Raw genomic sequence first — 17,619 nt, 5'->3', positions numbered from 1 at the left:
TTTCTCAGGTTGTCGGCAGGTGACGACCCGACAGCCGGGCCGCGTTGGCCACCACGACCAGCGAACTGGCCGCCATGCCAGCGCCGGCCAGCCATGCGGGCAGCAGGCCACCCAGGGCCAGGGGCACACACACGGCGTTGTAGGCCGCGGCCCAGTACAGGTTCTGGCGCACGACACGCATGGTGCGCCGGGCCTGGCCGATGGTGTGGACGATGGCCATCACCTCGCCGCCCAGCGCGCTGAAATCGGCACCCGCCTGCGCCAGCGGCACGGCACGCCCGAACGCGAAGGAGGCGTTGGCCCGCGCCAGCACCGGGCCGTCGTTCAGGCCGTCGCCGACCATCGCCACGCGCCGGCCGCTCGCCTGCAGCGCGAGCAGGGCCTGCAGCTTGTCCTCCGGCGTGCAGCCGCCTTGCGCATGGGTAATGCCCGCGCGCTCGGCCAATGCGTTCGCAGCCTCGGGCTGATCCCCGGAGAGCAGCCGCACCTCGATGCCCTGGGCCCGCAGCGCGTACACCGCCGCTACCACATCGGGGCGCAGGCTCTCGCCCAGCTCGAAGCTCGCCAGCCAGCCGGCGTCGTCGCACAGGTGCACCTGCACCGCCTTCGTGCGCAGTGCCACGGCACCACAGAACGCTGCGGCGCCCAGCCGCACATGCATCGGCACGGCGCCGGACGCGATGCTCGCCGACGGCTGCAGGCTGACCTCGGCGGCCAGTCCCTGCCCGCCATGCTCGACCAGGCGCATCACCTGCCAGCCGGGCTTCGCACCGCCGCCCCAGGCCGCCACCAGCGCGCGCGCCGCAGGGTGGGACGACTGCGCGCCGATCGCGGCGGCCAGTGCCAGCACGTCGTCGGTGCGGGCGCCGGCCCGGCAGAACACCCGCTCGAGCCTCGGCGTGTCGTCGGTCAGCGTGCCGGTCTTGTCGAACACTACGGTGTCGACGCCTGCCAGCGCCTCCAACCCCTGCAGCCGGCCCACCAGCACACCGCGGCGTGCGAGGCTCGCCGCGCTGGCCAGCATCGCCGCCGGCGAGGCCAGCGACAACGCGCACGGGCAGGTCACCACCAGCACGGCCACCGCCGCCATCAACGCCTTGCCGTGGTCCACCGGCCACCACCACGCCAGCGCCGCCGCGGCGGCGGCGAGCACGCCCACGAGGAACGGCCGCGCGATGCGGTCGGCCAGCAGCGCCAGACGCGGCTTGGCCGTGGCGGTGGCCTCCATCAGGGCCACCACCCGCGCGAACCGCGTGGACTGGCCGACGCCGCGCACGCGCACCTCCACCGTGGCATCCAGGTTGTGGCTGCCGGAGAGCACGGGATCGCCCGGCCCACGCGACACCGGCCGCGATTCGCCGGTCAGCAGCGCCTCGTCGGCATGGGTGGCGCCGGTCTCCACCACGCCATCGGCCGGAAAGGCCTCGCCTGGCAGCACCCGCACGAGATCGCCCACGGCCAGCCGGCCCACCGCCACGCGCTGGAAGCGGCCGCTGGCATCGGCGCGCAGCACGCTGTCGGGCAGCCTGTGGATCAGCGCATCCAGGGCCCCGGCCGTGCGCCCGCGCAACCGCTCTTCCAGCCAGCGGCCGGTGAGCAGCAGGAACACGAACATGGTGAACGAATCGAAATAGACCTCGTGGCCGAGGGCGCCGCCGGCGTCGAAGGTGGCCGCGGTGCTCACGGCAAACGTGATGCCCATGCCGAGCGCCACGGGCAGGTCCATGCCCAGCCGCCGCCGCGCCAGGTCGCGCCAGGCGCTCGCAAAGAATGGCGCACAGGAAAACAGCAGCACGGGCAGGCTCAGCACCCACGAGGCCCAGCGCATCAGCTGCGCCGAGCCGGCGTCCACCTCGCCGGGCGTGGCGATGTAGGCCGGGTAGGCGTACATCATCACCTGCATCATGCAGAAGCCGGCGACCATCCAGCGCCACAGGGCGACGCGTTCGGCCTGCTGGCGCCTGGCCCGCGTGGCCACCGCACCAAGAGGAACGAAGCCATACCCGGCGGCCTGGGCCGCCGCGAACCAACCGGACGGGCGTCCCGCGGCAGCCGACCACACGATGCGTGCGCGCTGCGTCACCGCGTTGACCTGGGCTTCCTCCACCCCCGGCACGCCGGCCAGTGCGGCTTCGATGGCGAAGGCGCAGGCCGCGCAGCGCATGCCGTCCACGGCCACCTGCGATTCCCAGCGGCCATGGAGCGCATCGTCGTCCAGGCAACGCCCGAAGCTGGGCCATTCGGCCGGATCGTCCAGCACCGCCCAGGCCTGCGCCCGCCCCTCGCCTGAACCGGAGGGCGGGTCGATGGAAGGGAGTACCGCCTGCATCCGGCGAGCTTAGGCCGGGCTCGCCGGCACAAGGTTGACCTAGGTCAAACCCGCTCGCGCGGCAGGCAGAGCGTGAAGCGGGCCCCTTGCCCTTCTTCGGAGACGAGCGACAGGCCGCCGCCCATGCGGATGGCCAGCGCCCGCGACAGGGCCAGGCCGAGCCCCGTGCCGCCATGCTGGTAGCTGACCCGGTCGTCCGCCTGGCGGAACCTCTCGAAGATCGTCTCGTGCAGGTGCGCGGGTATGCCGGGGCCGGTGTCTACCACGTGGAAGCGGACGTGCTGCGGGTCCGCGTCGACTTCGATGCGCACCGAGCCCGCCGCGGTGAACTTCATGGCGTTGGACAGCAGGTTGTTGAGCACCTGCTTTACGCGCAGCCCGTCGCAATGCAGCGTGCGGGGAACATCCGGCGCGAGGTCGACCTGCAGATCCAGATTCTTGGAAGCAGCGGTGATCGTGAACAGGTCCGCCGTGGACCGCACGAGGTCGCCCACCTGGTGCGCCGCCGGCATGAACGGCATCGCGCCGGCCTCCACCTTGGCCAGGTCCAGGATTTCGGTCAGCAGGTCGTTCAGATGTTCGGAGGCCTTGCGGATCAGGCCCGCCGTCTCCTTGTAGCGGGGTTGCTCCAGGCGCAGCTCCATCAACTCCGCGAAGCCCCGGATGCTGGTCAGCGGTGTGCGCAGTTCGTGCGAGATCGCCGCCAGGAACTCGCTCTTGGCCTGGCTCGCTGAACGCGCCTGTGCCTCGCTGGCCTGCAGCGCGGCGTTCTTGACCTCCAGCTGGCGCACGCTGCGCACAAAGATGACGGCGGCACCGACCGTGGCCAGGCTGAACAACGCGGTAATCACCAGCGCCAGATCGCGGTGGTGGCGCCATTCCCCCAGGGCCTCCGAAATACTCGTGGCGACGGACACCATCAGCGGATAGTCGCCGACGCGGCGGTAGGCGAACACGCGCTCCACCCCGTCCAGGCTGCTGACGCGGGTGTAGTGCCCCTCGCGGCCGCGCCGTTCATCGCCGCTGCCCGACAGCAGGCTGCCCATGCCCTGACTGTCCCCGCCCATCACCCGCGCGCGCACGGAGTTGTCGTCGCCCAGTAGCGCCACGCTGCCCTGTCTGCCGAGCCGCACGCCCCGGTAGATCTCTTCGAAATAGCCCGGGTTCAGCGACGCCACCACCACGCCCAGCACCTTGCCTTGGGCATCGCTGATCCGGCGCGACAGCTGTATCGTCCATTTGCCCGACACCTTGCCCAACACCGGCTTGCCGATGAACAGGCCATTGCCGGCAATCTGGCGCGCCACCTCCGGCGCGACCAGGGTGCCCAGGTGCGCCTGGACATGCTCCCGGCCCGACAGGTCGACATGGCCGGTGGCCTCGGCGCCGGGATCGATGTTGCTGCCGATGAAGCGCCCGTCAGGACCGATCAGCGACAGCTGCGTGAGGATTTGCGGCACCAGGCCGGTCTCGTTGGCGAAACGCTTGAAGTCCGCGGCCTGGAACTCGCCCGAACGCACCGCATCCCCCATGCGCAGCGTGGCCTGATCCGCCGAAGCCAGCACACGGATGGTCTGCGCCTCCAACGCCAAGGCCAGGTTGCCGTTTTGCCGGACCTCGGCATCGAGCGCCGCCCGCCTGGAGACGACCACCCCCCCGGCCACGAACAACCAAGTGAGCAGCAGCACGACCGAAATCACCAGTCCGACGCGCCAGTCGAGGCGCGAGCCCGCGAGTCGCTCGAGCAGCGCGCCACGAATGCCGGAGCCAGCTGGCGACGGGCGCGCGGCAGCGCCGCCGGATGGATCAGGGGCGTCCCAGGCCGCCAGGCCCGGTGCGGTGTCGGTGGTGGAGGTTTGCATGGTTCCCGGGCCGTCGGAAGGCCCCTTCTCGCGGCGGACAGGCATCACCCAATGTGTGCCGCACATCCGTCGCAAGCGGACGAAGTGTAGGTGATTTCAAATTTATTTGATAAATTTGAAATTAAAACCACGTTAATTCGTGAAATATGATAGATAACCCGCCTTCACGCCACCGCCAGGCACCGCGCGTGCAGCACCTTGGCGTCCACCGGCGCATCGGTGCAGACATCGATCACCAGTGGCAATTCTTCGTCGCGCAGCGGCTCGCGAAACGTGCGCTGGCGCTCGACGACGGCATCGTCCGCCTCGGAAGGATCGTCCCCGGCCTGCTCGCGCGCATGCAGCCGCGCGCGCAACAACACCGGGTCCGCATGGCAGTGCAGGATCGAAAATGGCACGCCGAGTTCGTCGGCCAGCTCGCGAAAGAGATGGCGCTGCGCATGACGAAGGAAAGCCGCGTCCACGATGACCGGATAGCCCGAGCGCACCGCCACGCGCGCCGCCTCCGCCATGCGCTCGAAGGTCTGCCGCGTCGCGTCTTCCGTGTAGATGTCGAACGGTTGGCCGCTGGACCGCTGCAGCGGATCGAGCCCGAACAGGCGCTTGCGTTCCACATCGGAACGCACCCGTACCGCGCCCTGCTGCTCCACCAGCCGCGCTGCGACGCTGGACTTGCCAGAACCCGAGACGCCGTGCGTGATGAGGATGCGGGCCGCAGCCCGGTCGGGCCGCGTCAGGCGCACGGCCAGGCCGAAATACGCCTCGGCCTGGCTGGGCAGGGCGCCGCGCCGTGGCCCGTCATTCCCGACTTCCACCAGGGTTCGCACCAGCGCCCGGTAGACCTCGAAGAAGCGCAGCACGGCCACGCCCGCATAGTCGCCGGTGTGCTGCAGGTAGACGTCCAGGAAACGGAAGGCCAGGTCGTTGCGGCCGCGCGATTTGAGGTCCATGGTCAGGAAGGCGACATCGCTCATGACATCGGTCCAACGCAGCGATTCGTTGAATTCGAGCCGGTCGAAGGCGGTGGGCATGCCATCCACCAACGCGACGTTGCCCAGGTGCAGGTCGCCATGGCACTCGCGCACCAGCCCGCTGCGCAGCCTGAAATTCCAGGTGTCGCGCAGCAGCGCGGCCTGCTCGTGCACCCACGCCCGCAGCGCGCCGGTCTCGCCGGGGTAGGCGCCTTCCTCGAGCTGCCGAAGGATGTCGAGCACCGGGTCGGCGGCATCGGCCTGCGCGCCCGCGGGCAACGGCACGAGCTGCGCGTCGCGGTGGAAGTCGGCGATACGGCGCGCCAGCGCGTCCACGTGCGCCGGCTCGAGCCCACCGGCCGCCAGCAGCTCACTGAAGAGTGCCCCTTTGGCAAAGCGGCGCATGGCCACGACATGGTCGATTTCCGGGCCGCCGCCGCCCAGCCGCGGCGCGGCCACCGTCCCGCGAACGGGGAGCACGCCCAGGTACAGCGATGGCGCCAGCCGCCGGTTCAGGCGCAGTTCCTCCTCGCAGAAGTGCTTGCGCAGCGCCGCAGTGCTGAAATCCAGGAACGGCCGTCGCACAGGCTTCTTCAGCTTGTAGACCAGCCGCTCCGTCAGCAGCACCCAGGAAATCGGCGTTTCGATCAGTTCCACCCGCTGGCCGGTCTCCTCCCCCAGGCGTTGCTGCAAGGCCAGCGCCAGCGATGGGTCGGGGCCGATATCAGAGTTCGAGGCGTCCATGGCCGCAGTTTGCGTCGCCCTCCACCGCGCGCTTTTGACCTGGCGCAAGGACCACGCGAAGCGGCTCAGCCCTGCCTGGCCACCGACAGGCGCAGCCGGCGCAGTGCCGCGATGAAGAACACCGCGCCGATCAGTGCGATGGCGGCGAAATGCGGCCAGACGATGGACAGCCCCGCGCCACGGTAGAGGATGGCCTGCGCGAAGCTCACGAAATGCGTGGTGGGCGCGCCCAGCATCACGAACTGCACCGCCTCGGGCATGCTCTCGCGTGGCGTCGATCCACCCGACAGCAGTTGCAGCGGCAGCAGCACCAGGATGATCAGCAGCCCGAGTTGCGGCATGGAGCGGGCCACGGTGCCGAGGTAGATGCCCATGGCCGTCATGGCGAACAGGTGCAGCGCGCAGCCGGCCAGGAACAGCGCCGTGGCGCCGGCGATCGGTGTGTGCAGCGCCCCCTGGACCACGAAATGCAGCGACAGCGCAGCCGCCACCAGCACCACCAGTCCCATCGCCCAGACCTTGGAGACCATGATCTGCAGCGGCGTCACCGGCAACACCAGGATGTGCTCCAGCGTGCCGTGTTCGCGTTCGCGGATCAGCGCCGCGCCGGTGAGGATGATGGACAGCATGGTGATTTCGTTGATCAGTTGCATCACCCCCATGAACCAGCGCGGCTCCAAGGTCGGATTGAAACGCATGCGGAGTTCCAGCTCGACCGCCGATGGCACCGCGACGCGATCGCGCTGCACGAACTCGGCGATCTCGCCCAGCGCGATGCGCTCGATCGTGGCCGCGCCCACGAAGGCTTGCGTCATCTGGGTGGCATCGACGTTGAGCTGCATGGCCGGCGCGCGGCCGGCCAGCACGTCGCGCTGCAGCCCGCTCGGCAACTGCAGCACGAAGGTGTAGAGCCCGCGGTCGAGCCCGGCGTCCATGCGCTGCACCGACACCTGCTCCGGCAACTTGAAAGAAGGTGGATACAAGGCCGTGGTGATGCGCTGCGACAGCGGCGACTGGTCTTCGTCCACCACGGCGACGGCCGCACGGCGCAGCGTATCGGGCGCGCTGCTGGCCGCGCTGTAGATGCCGCCGGAGAACGCCCACAGCACCAGGAGCAGCAGCAGCCGGTCGCGCCACAGGCTGCGCAGTTCCTTCACGCCCAGCCGCGCCACAGTACGCAGCCAGGCCAACAGGGCTGGATCACCATGCCGGCTCATGGCGCCTGCCGACGCAGAAGCGCCACGCTCAACGACAGCAGCAGGGCGGCCGCCGCCAGCAGCGGCATGAACTCGTTGCGCAGGTCCGCGAAACCCAGCGCCTTGGAAAACACGCCGCGGCTGATCGTGAGGAACGGTCCGGTGGGATAGACGCGCCCGATCCAGGCACCGAGGCCTTCGAGCGATGACACCGGCGTCAGGATGCCGGAGAACTGGATCGCCGGCAGCATGGTCGCCAGCGCCGTACCGAAGATCGCCGCAATCTGGCTGCGCATGAACACCGACATCAGCAGGCCCAGCCCCGTGGCGGCGAACAGATAGGCCACGGCCGCCGCGGCCAACGTGAGCAGGCTGCCCTTGAACGGCACGCCAAAGACCCACACCGCCATCGTCGCCATCAGCGCGAAATTGACCAGGCCGGCGGCCACGTAGGGCAGTTGCTTGCCGAGCAGGAACTCGAGCCTCGTCACCGGCGTCACGTAGAGGTTGACGATGGAGCCCAGTTCCTTCTCGCGCACCACGCCCAGCGCGGTGAGCATCGCTGGCACGAAGATCAGCAGAATCGGGATCACCGCCGGCACCATCGCATCCAGGCTGCGCATGTTGGGGTTGTAGCGGTAGCGCAAGGCCACCGAGGCCAGCGCCGCGTCGGCCCGTCCGCGCTGTGCCGCCGCCTGCGCGAGGTAACCCGCGTGCAGCGCCTGCACATAGGCCGACACGTTCTCCGCGCGCATCGGCATCGCGCCGTCGATCCACACGCCGACAGCGGTCGGCGTGGCGCGCAACACGTCGCGGCCGAAGCCGCTCGGGATCTCGATGGCCACCGTCAGCTCGCCGCTGCGCATACGCCGCTCCATGTCCGCGCCATCCAGAATGGCCGGCTGCACCTTGAAGTACGGCGAGCCCGAGAACTCCTGCACGTAGGCGCGGCTGGCCGGTGTGCGGTCATGGTCCAGCACCGCGAAGCGCAGGTCCTTCACGTCCAGGCTGATGCCGTAGCCCATGATCAGCATCAGCAACAACGTGCCGAGCAGGGCCATGACCAGGCGGATCGGGTCGCGGCGCAGTTCGAGCTGCTCGCGCCACGCATAGGCGAACAGCCGCTGCAGGCGCAGCCCGAAAGGGCCGGGCCGTCCCTCCGGCGCAGCCGCTGCCACCGGGGTTGCGGCGGCCTGCGACAGGGGTGCGGCGGCGTTCGGGCCGGGCGCCGCCTGCGCGGCCAGCAGGCAGGCGACGAAGGCCTCCTCCAGTGTGCGCGCGCCGAAGCGCGCGACCAGCGCGGCCGGGGTGTCGCTGGCCAGCACCCGGCCCGCGTGCATCAGCGAGATGCGGTCGCAGCGCTGGGCCTCGTTCATGAAATACGTCGAGATGAAGATCGTCACACCATCGGTGCGCGCCAGCTCGAGGATCAGCCGCCAGAAGCGATCGCGCGCCACCGGGTCCACGCCCGATGTCGGCTCGTCCAGGATCAACAGGCGCGGCGCATGCACCACCGCCACGGCAAGCTGCAGGCGCTGGCGGTGGCCGAGCGGCAGGCCCTCGGGCCAGGCATCGGCCACGTTCAGCAGGTCGAAGCGCTCCAGCATCTCGGCGATGCGGGCCTCCACCCGGTCCGGCGGCATGCCGAAGAGTTGCGCGTGCAGCCGCAGGTTCTGGCGCACGGTGAGCTCGGCATACAGCGAGAAGCCTTGCGACATGTAGCCCACCTGGCGCCGCGTTTCCAGGTCGCGTGCATCGATGGGCTTGCCGAACAGGCTGGCGCTGCCGGCGTTGGCCGGCAGCAGGCCGGTGAGCATCTTCATCGTGGTCGTCTTGCCGCAGCCGTTCGAGCCGAGGAAGCCGAAGATCTCGCCGCGGCGGATGCTGAAACTCACGTCGTCCACGGCGACGAAATCCCCGAAGCGGCAGGTCAGGCCGCTCGCCTCGATGGCCACCGGCGCATCGGCCAGATCGCGCGGCGCCGCCGCCGCGTCGGCCGGCGGCCCCCGCTCGGCCTGCGGCAGCAGGGCGATGAAGGCCGCGTCCAGCGTGGGCGTGCCGGTGCGCGCCATCAGCTCGGCCGGGCTGCCCTGCCCCAGGATCCGGCCGGCGTGCATGGCCACGATGTGCTCGAAGCCCTCGGCCTCGTCCATGATCGAGGTGGCGACCAGCACCGTCATCGGCACCGCCGACCCGCGCTGCCGCGCGGAGCGCATCCGGCCGATCAGCTCCCAGAACTGCCGGCGCGAAAGCGGATCGATCCCGGTGGTCGGCTCGTCCAGGATCAGCAGATCGGGGTCGTGGATCAGGGCGCAGCACAGCCCCAGCTTCTGTTTCATGCCGCCCGAAAGCTGGCCGGCGAGCCGGTCGGCGAAAGGCGCAAGGCCGGTGGCGGCCAGCAGTTCGGCGCTGCGCCGCGCGCCTTCGCGCTGGCTGTGGCCGAACAGCCGGGCGAAGAATGCGATGTTCTCCCGCACCGACAGGTTGGCATAGAGGTTGCGGCCCAAGCCTTGCGGCATGTAGGCGATGCGCGGGCACACGCGCTCCCGGAACCGTCCGCTGGCCATGTCGCCGCCCAACACCTCGATGCGCCCGGCCTGCATCTGCCTGGCGCCGGCCAGCAGCGCCAGCAGGGTGGACTTGCCGACGCCGTCCGGGCCGATCAGCCCCAGCATCGCACCCTCGGCGAGTTCGAGCGTGACATCGTCCAGCGCCACACGGTCTGCGTAGCGGTGCCCCACCTGCACGAGTCGCGCCGCGACACCGGCCGCGCGGTTCACGGCGCCGACGGACACGCAACACCCCAGTCTCGCGCGCGGCTCATGGCGATGCGCCCTCCGCCGGCGCGGCGGGCAGCGAGGTCTGCAAGCGCGCCGGCCACGGCAGCGCCGGGTCGGTGCGGACATAGGCCATGCCGGGCAGGCCGGTCTTCACCTGCGCGCCATAGCGCGCCAGCAGCGCCGGGTCGATGCGGGCCCGCACCCGGAACACCATCTTGTTGCGTTCGTCCAGCGTTTCCACGGTCTTGGGCGTGAACTGGGCGACGCTGGCGATGAACGACACCCGCGCCGGTATCGCCCATTGCGGCGCCGCATCCAGCACGATGCGCACCTCGGCGCCGATCGGCGTGCGGCCGGCGGCCACTTCGGGCAGGAAGAAATTCATGGTCACGTCGCTCAGGTCCACCAGCGAGAGGATGCGCGTGCCGGCGGCCACGATCTCCCCTTCCTCGGCGGCGCGCACCTGGACCCGCGCGTTGCGCGGTGCGCGCAGCACACTGTCGTCCAGGCTGGCCTGCAGGCTCAGCACACCAGCGCGTGCCGCGTCGATCGAGGCCTCCGCCTCCACCGCCTGGGCGCGCGCGGCGGCGATGGCCTGCCTGGCTTCGGCAACCTGCGACAGCGCCGCAGCCAGCACGGCGCGCGCGCCGTCGTTCTGCGCGCGCGCCTCGTCGAGCTTCTGCGGCGCGAGGAATTGCTGGTCGACCAGTTCCCGCGTGCGCTGCATGTCGCGCTCGGCCAGGGCCAGCTGGCTCTGGCGCTGGGCCACCGTGGCCAGCGCCGTCTGCTCGGCCTGCAGTCGCAGCGCCACTTGCGCCTCGGCCGTCTGGCGCGCATGAACCGCCTGCGCGACCTGGGCACGTGCGCGCGCCAGCTCCGCGTCGAGGGTTTCGGTGGCGAGTTCGGCCACCACCTGGCCGGCCGAGACCATGTCGCCCTCGTGCACCCGCACCGTCTTCAGCCGTCCGGCGGTCTTGGCCGCGATGTCGATCTCCACCGCCTCCAGCCGTCCGTTGCCGCCGACCACACCGGCCAGCGAAGGCTCGGGCGCCAGGCGCCACCACACGCCGGCGGCCAGCAGCACGGCAGCGATCGGCAGCCCCCAGGCGGCCGCCCTGCGAAGTCGCGGTGGCACGCCCGCCATCAGGTGCCCGAGACCGAGCGCACGAGCAGCACCGGCACCGTGCTGGCGCGTGCGACGAATTCGGCATCGCTGCCCATCATGACCCGGTTGAAACCGCGCCGGCCGTGCGTGCCCATGACGATCAGGTCGCAGCCGGCCGCACCCGCCTCCTCGACGATCGCCTGGCCGACCCGTTCGCGCGTGATCTCGCGCAGCCGGGTCTCGGCGGCGACATCGGATTCCTCGGCGGACTTCTGCGCACCGTCGAGCAGCCGCTGCCCGACCGAGCGCAGGTGCGCCATGGTTTCCTCATAGGCCTGCACGCTGGCCATCTCCACCAGCATGGGAAAGTCGTCGATCACATGCAGCAGCACCAGCGTGGCCTTCAACTCGGACGCCATGCGCATGGCCTCGAGAAGCCCGCGCTCGGCCGTGTCGCTGCCATCGAGCGGAACCAGGATTTTCTTGTACATCGCCTACCTCTCGCGGCCGGGACTCCGAAGGCCCCGCCGCCGGCCACGCGCGGGGACGTCCTCATTCTTCGACACGCCCGCGGCGCAAGGGTTGCGTCAGATCAAGCCGGTGCGACGGGCGCACGACACGTGCATCGTCGCGCCGCTTGATTGACCTGGGTCAAACCCTCGGCGCCCCGATCGCCGAATACTGGTCAGGCCTGCCCGCGGTGCGACGCTGCAAGCGGCAGCCAGCACCGAACATCAGCCCAAGGAGTTCACCATGTACCAACGCATCCTGGTTCCCATCGACGGCAGTCCCACCGCCCAGCGCGGCTTGCGCGAAGCCATCGCGCTGGCCCGGCTCACCGGTGGCCGGCTGCGGCTGATGCATGTGATCGACCAGTTGTCCACCGCCCGTGCGCGCAATGCCTACGATGGCTATGCGCCGGACTGGCTGGAGACCGTGCGCCGCGACGGCACCAAGCTGCTCGAGGACGCTGCGGCCCAGGCCCAGGGCGAAGGCATCGACACCGACACACTGCTGCATGACAGCTTCTCGCCGCATCTGGCCGAGGTCGTGGCCGAAGAGGCCGACCGCTGGAGCGCCGACCTGATCGTGCTCGGCACCCACGGCCGCCGCGGTGTCGGTCGCTTCCTCATGGGCAGCGGTGCCGAAAGCATCCTGCGCCTGGCCAAGGTGCCGGTGCTGCTGGTGCGTGCGGTCGAACTGGCCAAGGTAGAGGCGCCGGAGGCACCGATCAAGGTCAGCCTGCCCACGGGCGCGCTGGCCTACGAATGAGGCCGCGCACGCTCAGCGCAGCCGCACCGGTACGAAGCCGCGCCCGCCGTGGCGCAACACCAGCAGCGCCACCACCCCGGGACCGGCATCGGCGGCGGCATCGAGTTGCCGCTCGTCGCGCAGCGGCGTGCCGTTGACCGCCAGGAGCACGTCGCCGCGGACCAGCCCGGCCGCCGCCGCCGCGCCGGTGGCGGCATCGACCACCAGGCCATGGTCGAGGTTCAGCGCCCGCCCCCGTGCCGGCTCCAGCGCATGCAGCTTGAGGCCGAACGCGCCAGGCCGCATGTCCACCGCGGCGGCCGTGGACTCCGGTGCGGAGACCACCATGTCCAGCGTGACACGCAACTCGCGCCGAGCCCGATCGCGCCAGAGCGCGAGCCGCCATGTGGCGCCGGGCGCCGCCGCGTCCAGCCGGCGGTAGAGATCGCCCGGCGTGAGGACGGGCCCGTCGTCCACGGCCAGGATCACATCGCCGGGCAGCAGCCCCGCCAGCGCCGCCGCGCTGCCCCGCCCCACCTCGCAGACCAGTGCACCGTCGGGCGCCGCAAGGCCGAAGGCTTGCGCCAGATGCTGGTCGAGGTCCTGCAGCACCGCGCCGAAGACGGCATGCTCGGCCCGGCCCTTGGCCAGGATCTGCCCCAGCGAGCGCAAGGCCACGTCGATCGGGATGGAGAAGCCCAGTCCCTGGTACCCGCCCGAGCCGGAGAAGATCTGCGCGTTGATGGCCACCACCGTGCCGTCCTGCCCCAGCAGGGGCCCGCCGGAACTGCCAGGGTTGAGCGCGGCGTCGGTCTGGATGTAGGGCACGGCCGCGTCGCCCGGTAACCAGCGATCCACCGCGCTGACGACGCCCTGGGTGGCGCTCTGCGCCAGTCCGAATGGCGAGCCTATGGCCAGCACCGGATCGCCCATCTCGAGCAGCCGCGCATCGCCTGTGCACACCACCGGCAAGCCGGTCGCCTCGATGCGCAGCACGGCCACGTCGGTGAGGCGGTCCACGCCGACCAGTCTGGCATCGAAGGTCCGCCGGTCGGCCAGGGTCACCGTCAGCAGGCGCGCCCCGTGCACCACATGGGCGCTGGTCAACACGAGGCCGTCCTCGCGGACGATGAAGCCCGAGCCTTGCGTGCGAAACGGGACCTTGGCCTCGGGCATTGGCTCGGATGACGGTTCCGGCGCGCTGCGTTCCCCGGGAACGAAAGGAAACAAAGGATCGACGAGATCCGCCCCGCCAGCGCCTTCGGCCAGCGCGAGCACGCCGGTCGCCGAGACCACCACCACCGCGGGCGCAGTGCGCCGCGCGGCCTCGCGGAAGCTGCGGCCCGCGGGCCCAGGTGGCCCGGAGCCAGCGCAGAGCGCGGGCGGCTGGAGCGATACGGCAGCGGGCGACGCCTGCCCGGCCGCGGTGCCCTGCAGCAGCGCCAGGCAGACGACGCCGATCCCGGCCGAGACGCACCGATGCACCACGGGTGGCCCCATGCTGCGGTGCGGTCCGCGCCGATCCATCGCGCGGGCGTCATCAGCCCTTCTGCGCGGGGCGGCCGGCACCGACGGTGTGCCTGGCCGCCTCCATGGTCCTGGCGGCGGCCTCACGGGCCGCGCCCGCCGCCGCATGCATGGCCTCGTCGGCCTTGTGCAGGGCATCGCGCGTCGCCGCGGCCGCCTTCTCGGCCTCGTCACGGGTCGACGCGGCAAACTGTTTCGCGGCTTCCTCGGCGCGTGCCAGGGCCTCGCGCGAAGCGTCGGCAGCCTTGCGGCTTTCGTCCGCCGCATGTTCGGCGGCAGCGCGCGCATCGTCGAGCGCATTGTGCGCGGCGGCATGCGCCTTTTCGTCGAAACGGATCGCCCGCTCGGCGGCCTTGCGCGCGAGCCGGCGGATCGCATCCGCCGCGGCCTGCGACACCTTGGCGCTGAGCACGCGGCTTCGCTCGGCCGCCTCGCGTGCCTGCGCCTGCGCCTGCCGCCCGGCCGCGTCCGCATCGCGCGCCGCCGTGGCCGCATCGCCGCCCTTCGCGCGGTTCGTACCGGCTTGGCCGGACGCCGCCGGCGCGGGCAACGGAGCGGACGAAGGGGAAGTTTGCGCTTGCGCCGCGGCAACGGCCAGCCCGAAGGCCAGGCCGATCACGCCGTGAAGATATCTGGTTGCCATGGGGCTTCTCCTGCAATTCGGTGGAGCACCAGTGTCAACACACTAAGTGGCCGCCGCCTTGCGCCAACGCAACCCATCAGCGCCAGGCTGCCCCCTGTTTGACCTGCATCAAGCATTTCTGTCCGATGCCTACCAATACTGCCGGTACCCCCATCCACACCGAGAGGTTGCCATGTACCAACGAATCCTTGTCCCGGTGGACGGCAGTTCCACCTCAGACGCCGGCCTCGCCGAAGCCATCCGGCTAGCCCGCGGCAGTGGCGGCCGGCTGCGCCTCATCCACGTGATCGACGACCAGTCCTTCGGCTTCGGCATGGCCGCGTATGGCGAATACCCCGGCGACTGGCTGACAGTGCTGCGCGACAACGGCATGGACATCCTGGAAAAAGGCCAGGCAACGGCCAAATCAGCCGGCGTCGAAGTCGAGATCAAGCTGCACGACGGCCTGCTCGGAGCGCTGGACGACATCGTCCAGAAGGAGGCGGCACAGTGGCCGGCGGACCTGATCGTGCTCGGTACGCACGGACGCCGCGGCGTGGGTCGGCTCATGCTGGGCAGCGATGCGGAACGCATCGTGCGATCTTCGAACGTGCCGGTACTGCTGGTCCACGGCGCCAAACCGGAGGCCGGTGGCGCAGCGGTGGCCGCCGAAGTGAAGGCCTTGGCCGGCGCGACGGCCAGCACGGTGGCGGCGCTCGGATGAAAGCCACCAGACAGGCCCTGCTGGGGCTATGGCCCTCGCTGGTGCTGGGCCTTTGGCCGCAGGCGCATGCTGAGCAGCCCGCCTCGCGCGGCGCCATGCTGTATGCCACGCAGTGCGCGGCCTGCCATACGACGCAGGTGCACTGGCGAGCACGGCGCCTGGCCACCGACTGGCAGAGTCTGCAGGCGCAGGTCCGCCGCTGGCAGGACGTGGCCGCCTTGCGCTGGACGGAGGAAGACGTCGTCGAGGTCACGCGTCATCTCAACGATACCTTCTACAACTTCGAACCGCCCGGCGGCCGGCTGGGCGCAATCCGCACCGGCGCCGAGGCCGCGGCGCTGCGGCCGGGCGCTGGCGCGAGCTGAAGGCCGGGGCGCGGTCCATCGCCGCGCCCGGCGGCACCTCACTGGATCGCGATCGCGCGGCTGCCACCCCCTTCGCGCTTGGGCAACGTGAGCTTGAGCACGCCGTCTTCGAGCCGGGCCACGGCCGCCTGGGTGTCGACCTCCTGGGCCAGCGAGAACCCACGCGAAACGCTGCCCACATAACTCTCCTTCAGCAGCACGCGGCCGCCGGACTTCTCTTCACGGTCCTGGCGCACTTCGGCCGAGATGGTGATGTAGTTGCCGTCCGCCGTCACGCGGATGTCCTCCTTCTTCGCCCCCGGAATCTCGGCCCGCACCTGGAAGTCCTTGTCGTTCTCGGTCACGTCCAGGCGGATGTCGCCGGGCACGTCGTCACGCAGGCCGGTGGACCGGGCCAGCCGTCGGAACATGTCGGGGAAAAGATCGTCGAAGCGATCGAAACGGGTCAATGCATTCATGGTTTTCTCCTTGGGTTGGAAGGGTTGCGAACCGGACACCCATACCGGCGACCGGTGAGAAAAAGTCTAGAAAACGATGTGGCCGCCAGCGTTGCGCAAGATCAAGCCAGCCGCATCACGCCGCCCGCCAAACGGCCATTGGTACGCATCGACGCACAGCTTGATGCGCATCAACACGATGCCGCGCGCAAGGCGAAAAATGCCTGCATGCGTTCATGGCCGCGGATGCTTTTTCTTCAGCGCGCGGCTGGAAAGGTTCATCATGGCTTCAATCGCATCGTCGCCAGTTCTGCCGGTCAGGCTCGCGCCCGGCAGCCGCGCCGGTCTGGCGCAGGCTGCCTTTGCGGGTCGCTGCCGCAAGGGCGCGTCCTGCACCGAACCCCTTCGGGGCTTGCGCGTGCACATCGGCCCCAATGGCGTGGAAGGCGAGCTCTGTCTGCCGCCGCTGGCCCGCGGACTCGTCATCTTCGCGCCGGGCAGCGGCGGCAGTGGTCACAACGCCTGCCATCTGTGCGTGACCAAATCTCTGCACGGCCAGGGTCTGGGCGCACTGCTGGTGGATCTGCTGACGCCGCGGGAAGCCCACGACCGCACCAAGGTGTTCGACATCGACCTGCTGAGCGATCGTCTCACCGAGGCCATCGAATGGACCCGCAGCGAAGCCGGCGTGCGCGACCTGCCGATCGGGCTCTTCGGCGCGGAAATCGGCGGTGCCGCGGTGCTGGCCGCCGCGGCCGCGAACCGCGACCGCATCTTCGGCGTGGTGACCCACGGCGGCCGCCCCGACATGGTGATGCCGATGCTGCGGGCCGTGCGCACGCCCACCCTGCTCATCGCCAGCGATGCCGACCCGCTGGTGCTCGCGCTGAACCGCCTGGCACTGGACATGCTCAAGTCCAACGGCCAGATCGCGGTGATCGCCTCTGCCGACCTGCCCGCCGACGGAGCCGCCGCGAACGAGCAGATCGCACAACTGGCCGCCGAGTGGTTCGCCGCACGCCTGGCGACCGCGCCGCAGGCGCAGCCACAGGCCCGGCAGCACGCATGAGCTTCTGGCGACGGCCCGGCGCTCAGCCCGCCGCGCGTCCCAAGGCGTGCAGATGCGCAAGCCAGCGGCCGCGCCGAGCCGGCCCGATGGCTTCGATGGAGCCCACCAGGGTGATGCGCACCGGCTTGATGCCCACGAAGCCGAAAAGATTGCGCCTGAGCGAGCGCAGGCTGTGCGCCCAGAAGTACCAGCGGTACAACGTGGCCGGCATTCCCATCGTCACCACCACCCGGGCCGCGCAACGCCGGCCGCGGGTGGGCGGCGTGGTCCCGCCTTGGCCGGGCCTCAGCACCTGTTCGAAAAAGGCTTTCAGCACCGCCGGCATGTCACCGAGCCAGAGCGGGAAGACCACCACCAACTGGTCCGCCGCCTCGATCGCCGCGCGCACCCGCGCCAGTTGCGGCAGCACCTCGCCGCTGTCCCATTCGGATTTCTTGCGCAGCAGAGGGAAGTCCATGGCGCCCACCTCGAACAACTCGACCGCGTGCCCGGCCGCCCTGGCCCCGTCGGCGTAGGACATCGCCAGCCCGTGGCAGAAATGAGATCCCTCGGTGTCAGGGTGCCCCTGAAGGATGACGATATGCTTGGTCATGTGGACCTGTGAGACAAGGTTGGGTTGCGCCGGAGCGCAGCGGAG

At 70.4% G+C, this 17,619-nt stretch carries 15 protein-coding genes; 4 read left to right on the top strand and 11 right to left on the bottom strand.

Annotated elements, in window-relative coordinates; translation table 11 throughout:
- Positions 1-4: 4 nt before the first annotated feature.
- From RD110_RS08765 to RD110_RS08735, 7 genes are all read right to left on the bottom strand, one after another.
- Positions 5-2,329, bottom strand: coding sequence for a heavy metal translocating P-type ATPase (locus RD110_RS08765; RefSeq protein WP_076198623.1), 2,325 nt, complete (start codon positions 2,327-2,329; stop codon positions 5-7).
- Between the two features lie 44 nt (positions 2,330-2,373).
- Positions 2,374-4,191, bottom strand: a complete 1,818-nt coding sequence (locus RD110_RS08760; RefSeq protein ID WP_083686167.1) for a sensor histidine kinase — start codon at positions 4,189-4,191, stop codon at positions 2,374-2,376.
- Positions 4,192-4,355: 164 nt separating this feature from the next.
- Positions 4,356-5,906, bottom strand: coding sequence for a bifunctional aminoglycoside phosphotransferase/ATP-binding protein (locus tag RD110_RS08755; protein WP_076198621.1), 1,551 nt, complete (start codon positions 5,904-5,906; stop codon positions 4,356-4,358).
- 65 nt (positions 5,907-5,971) lie between these two features.
- Positions 5,972-7,123, bottom strand: a complete 1,152-nt coding sequence (locus RD110_RS08750; RefSeq protein WP_076198619.1) for an ABC transporter permease — start codon at positions 7,121-7,123, stop codon at positions 5,972-5,974.
- Positions 7,120-9,897 carry a ribosome-associated ATPase/putative transporter RbbA gene (rbbA, locus tag RD110_RS08745; protein WP_394329444.1) on the bottom strand — a complete coding sequence of 926 codons (2,778 nt, stop codon included), beginning with the start codon at positions 9,895-9,897 and terminating at the stop codon, positions 7,120-7,122. The genes RD110_RS08750 and rbbA overlap by 4 nt, the downstream gene beginning before the upstream one ends.
- 25 nt (positions 9,898-9,922) lie before the next feature.
- Positions 9,923-11,017 carry an HlyD family secretion protein gene (locus RD110_RS08740; protein ID WP_204250042.1) on the bottom strand — a complete coding sequence of 365 codons (1,095 nt, stop codon included), beginning with the start codon at positions 11,015-11,017 and terminating at the stop codon, positions 9,923-9,925.
- 8 nt (positions 11,018-11,025) lie between these two features.
- On the bottom strand, positions 11,026-11,478 hold the full coding sequence (locus RD110_RS08735; protein ID WP_076198617.1) for a universal stress protein: 453 nt from the start codon (positions 11,476-11,478) through the stop codon (positions 11,026-11,028).
- A 262-nt stretch (positions 11,479-11,740) separates the two neighbouring features.
- Here RD110_RS08735 and RD110_RS08730 point away from each other — a divergent pair, with 262 nt between their 5' ends.
- Positions 11,741-12,259, top strand: a complete 519-nt coding sequence (locus RD110_RS08730) for a universal stress protein (protein ID WP_076198615.1) — start codon at positions 11,741-11,743, stop codon at positions 12,257-12,259.
- 12 nt (positions 12,260-12,271) lie between these two features.
- Here RD110_RS08730 and RD110_RS08725 read toward each other — a convergent pair whose 3' ends face one another.
- On the bottom strand, positions 12,272-13,765 hold the full coding sequence (locus RD110_RS08725; protein ID WP_239467202.1) for a trypsin-like peptidase domain-containing protein: 1,494 nt from the start codon (positions 13,763-13,765) through the stop codon (positions 12,272-12,274).
- 13 nt (positions 13,766-13,778) lie between these two features.
- Positions 13,779-14,408, bottom strand: coding sequence for a hypothetical protein (locus tag RD110_RS08720; RefSeq protein ID WP_076198611.1), 630 nt, complete (start codon positions 14,406-14,408; stop codon positions 13,779-13,781).
- A 172-nt stretch (positions 14,409-14,580) separates the two neighbouring features.
- Here RD110_RS08720 and RD110_RS08715 point away from each other — a divergent pair, with 172 nt between their 5' ends.
- Positions 14,581-15,111, top strand: coding sequence for a universal stress protein (locus tag RD110_RS08715; protein WP_076198609.1), 531 nt, complete (start codon positions 14,581-14,583; stop codon positions 15,109-15,111).
- Positions 15,108-15,476, top strand: a complete 369-nt coding sequence (locus tag RD110_RS08710; protein ID WP_076198607.1) for a hypothetical protein — start codon at positions 15,108-15,110, stop codon at positions 15,474-15,476. Before RD110_RS08715 ends, RD110_RS08710 begins: the two co-directional genes overlap by 4 nt.
- 38 nt (positions 15,477-15,514) lie before the next feature.
- On the opposite strand, the gene RD110_RS08705 is transcribed toward RD110_RS08710, so the two are convergent.
- Positions 15,515-15,934: an Hsp20/alpha crystallin family protein gene (locus RD110_RS08705; RefSeq protein WP_076204658.1), complete on the bottom strand. Its 420-nt coding sequence runs from the start codon at positions 15,932-15,934 to the stop codon at positions 15,515-15,517.
- A gap of 262 nt (positions 15,935-16,196) precedes the next feature.
- Here RD110_RS08705 and RD110_RS08700 point away from each other — a divergent pair, with 262 nt between their 5' ends.
- Positions 16,197-16,982: a dienelactone hydrolase family protein gene (locus RD110_RS08700; RefSeq protein WP_157900097.1), complete on the top strand. Its 786-nt coding sequence runs from the start codon at positions 16,197-16,199 to the stop codon at positions 16,980-16,982.
- A 22-nt stretch (positions 16,983-17,004) separates the two neighbouring features.
- Here RD110_RS08700 and RD110_RS08695 read toward each other — a convergent pair whose 3' ends face one another.
- On the bottom strand, positions 17,005-17,574 hold the full coding sequence (locus RD110_RS08695) for an NAD(P)H-dependent oxidoreductase (protein ID WP_076198603.1): 570 nt from the start codon (positions 17,572-17,574) through the stop codon (positions 17,005-17,007).
- Positions 17,575-17,619 lie beyond the last annotated feature (45 nt).

This window comes from Rhodoferax koreense (assembly GCF_001955695.1).
Classification (GTDB): Bacteria; Pseudomonadota; Gammaproteobacteria; order Burkholderiales; family Burkholderiaceae_C; genus Rhodoferax_B; species Rhodoferax_B koreensis.
This window is presented reverse-complemented; position numbering and strand designations above follow the sequence as displayed.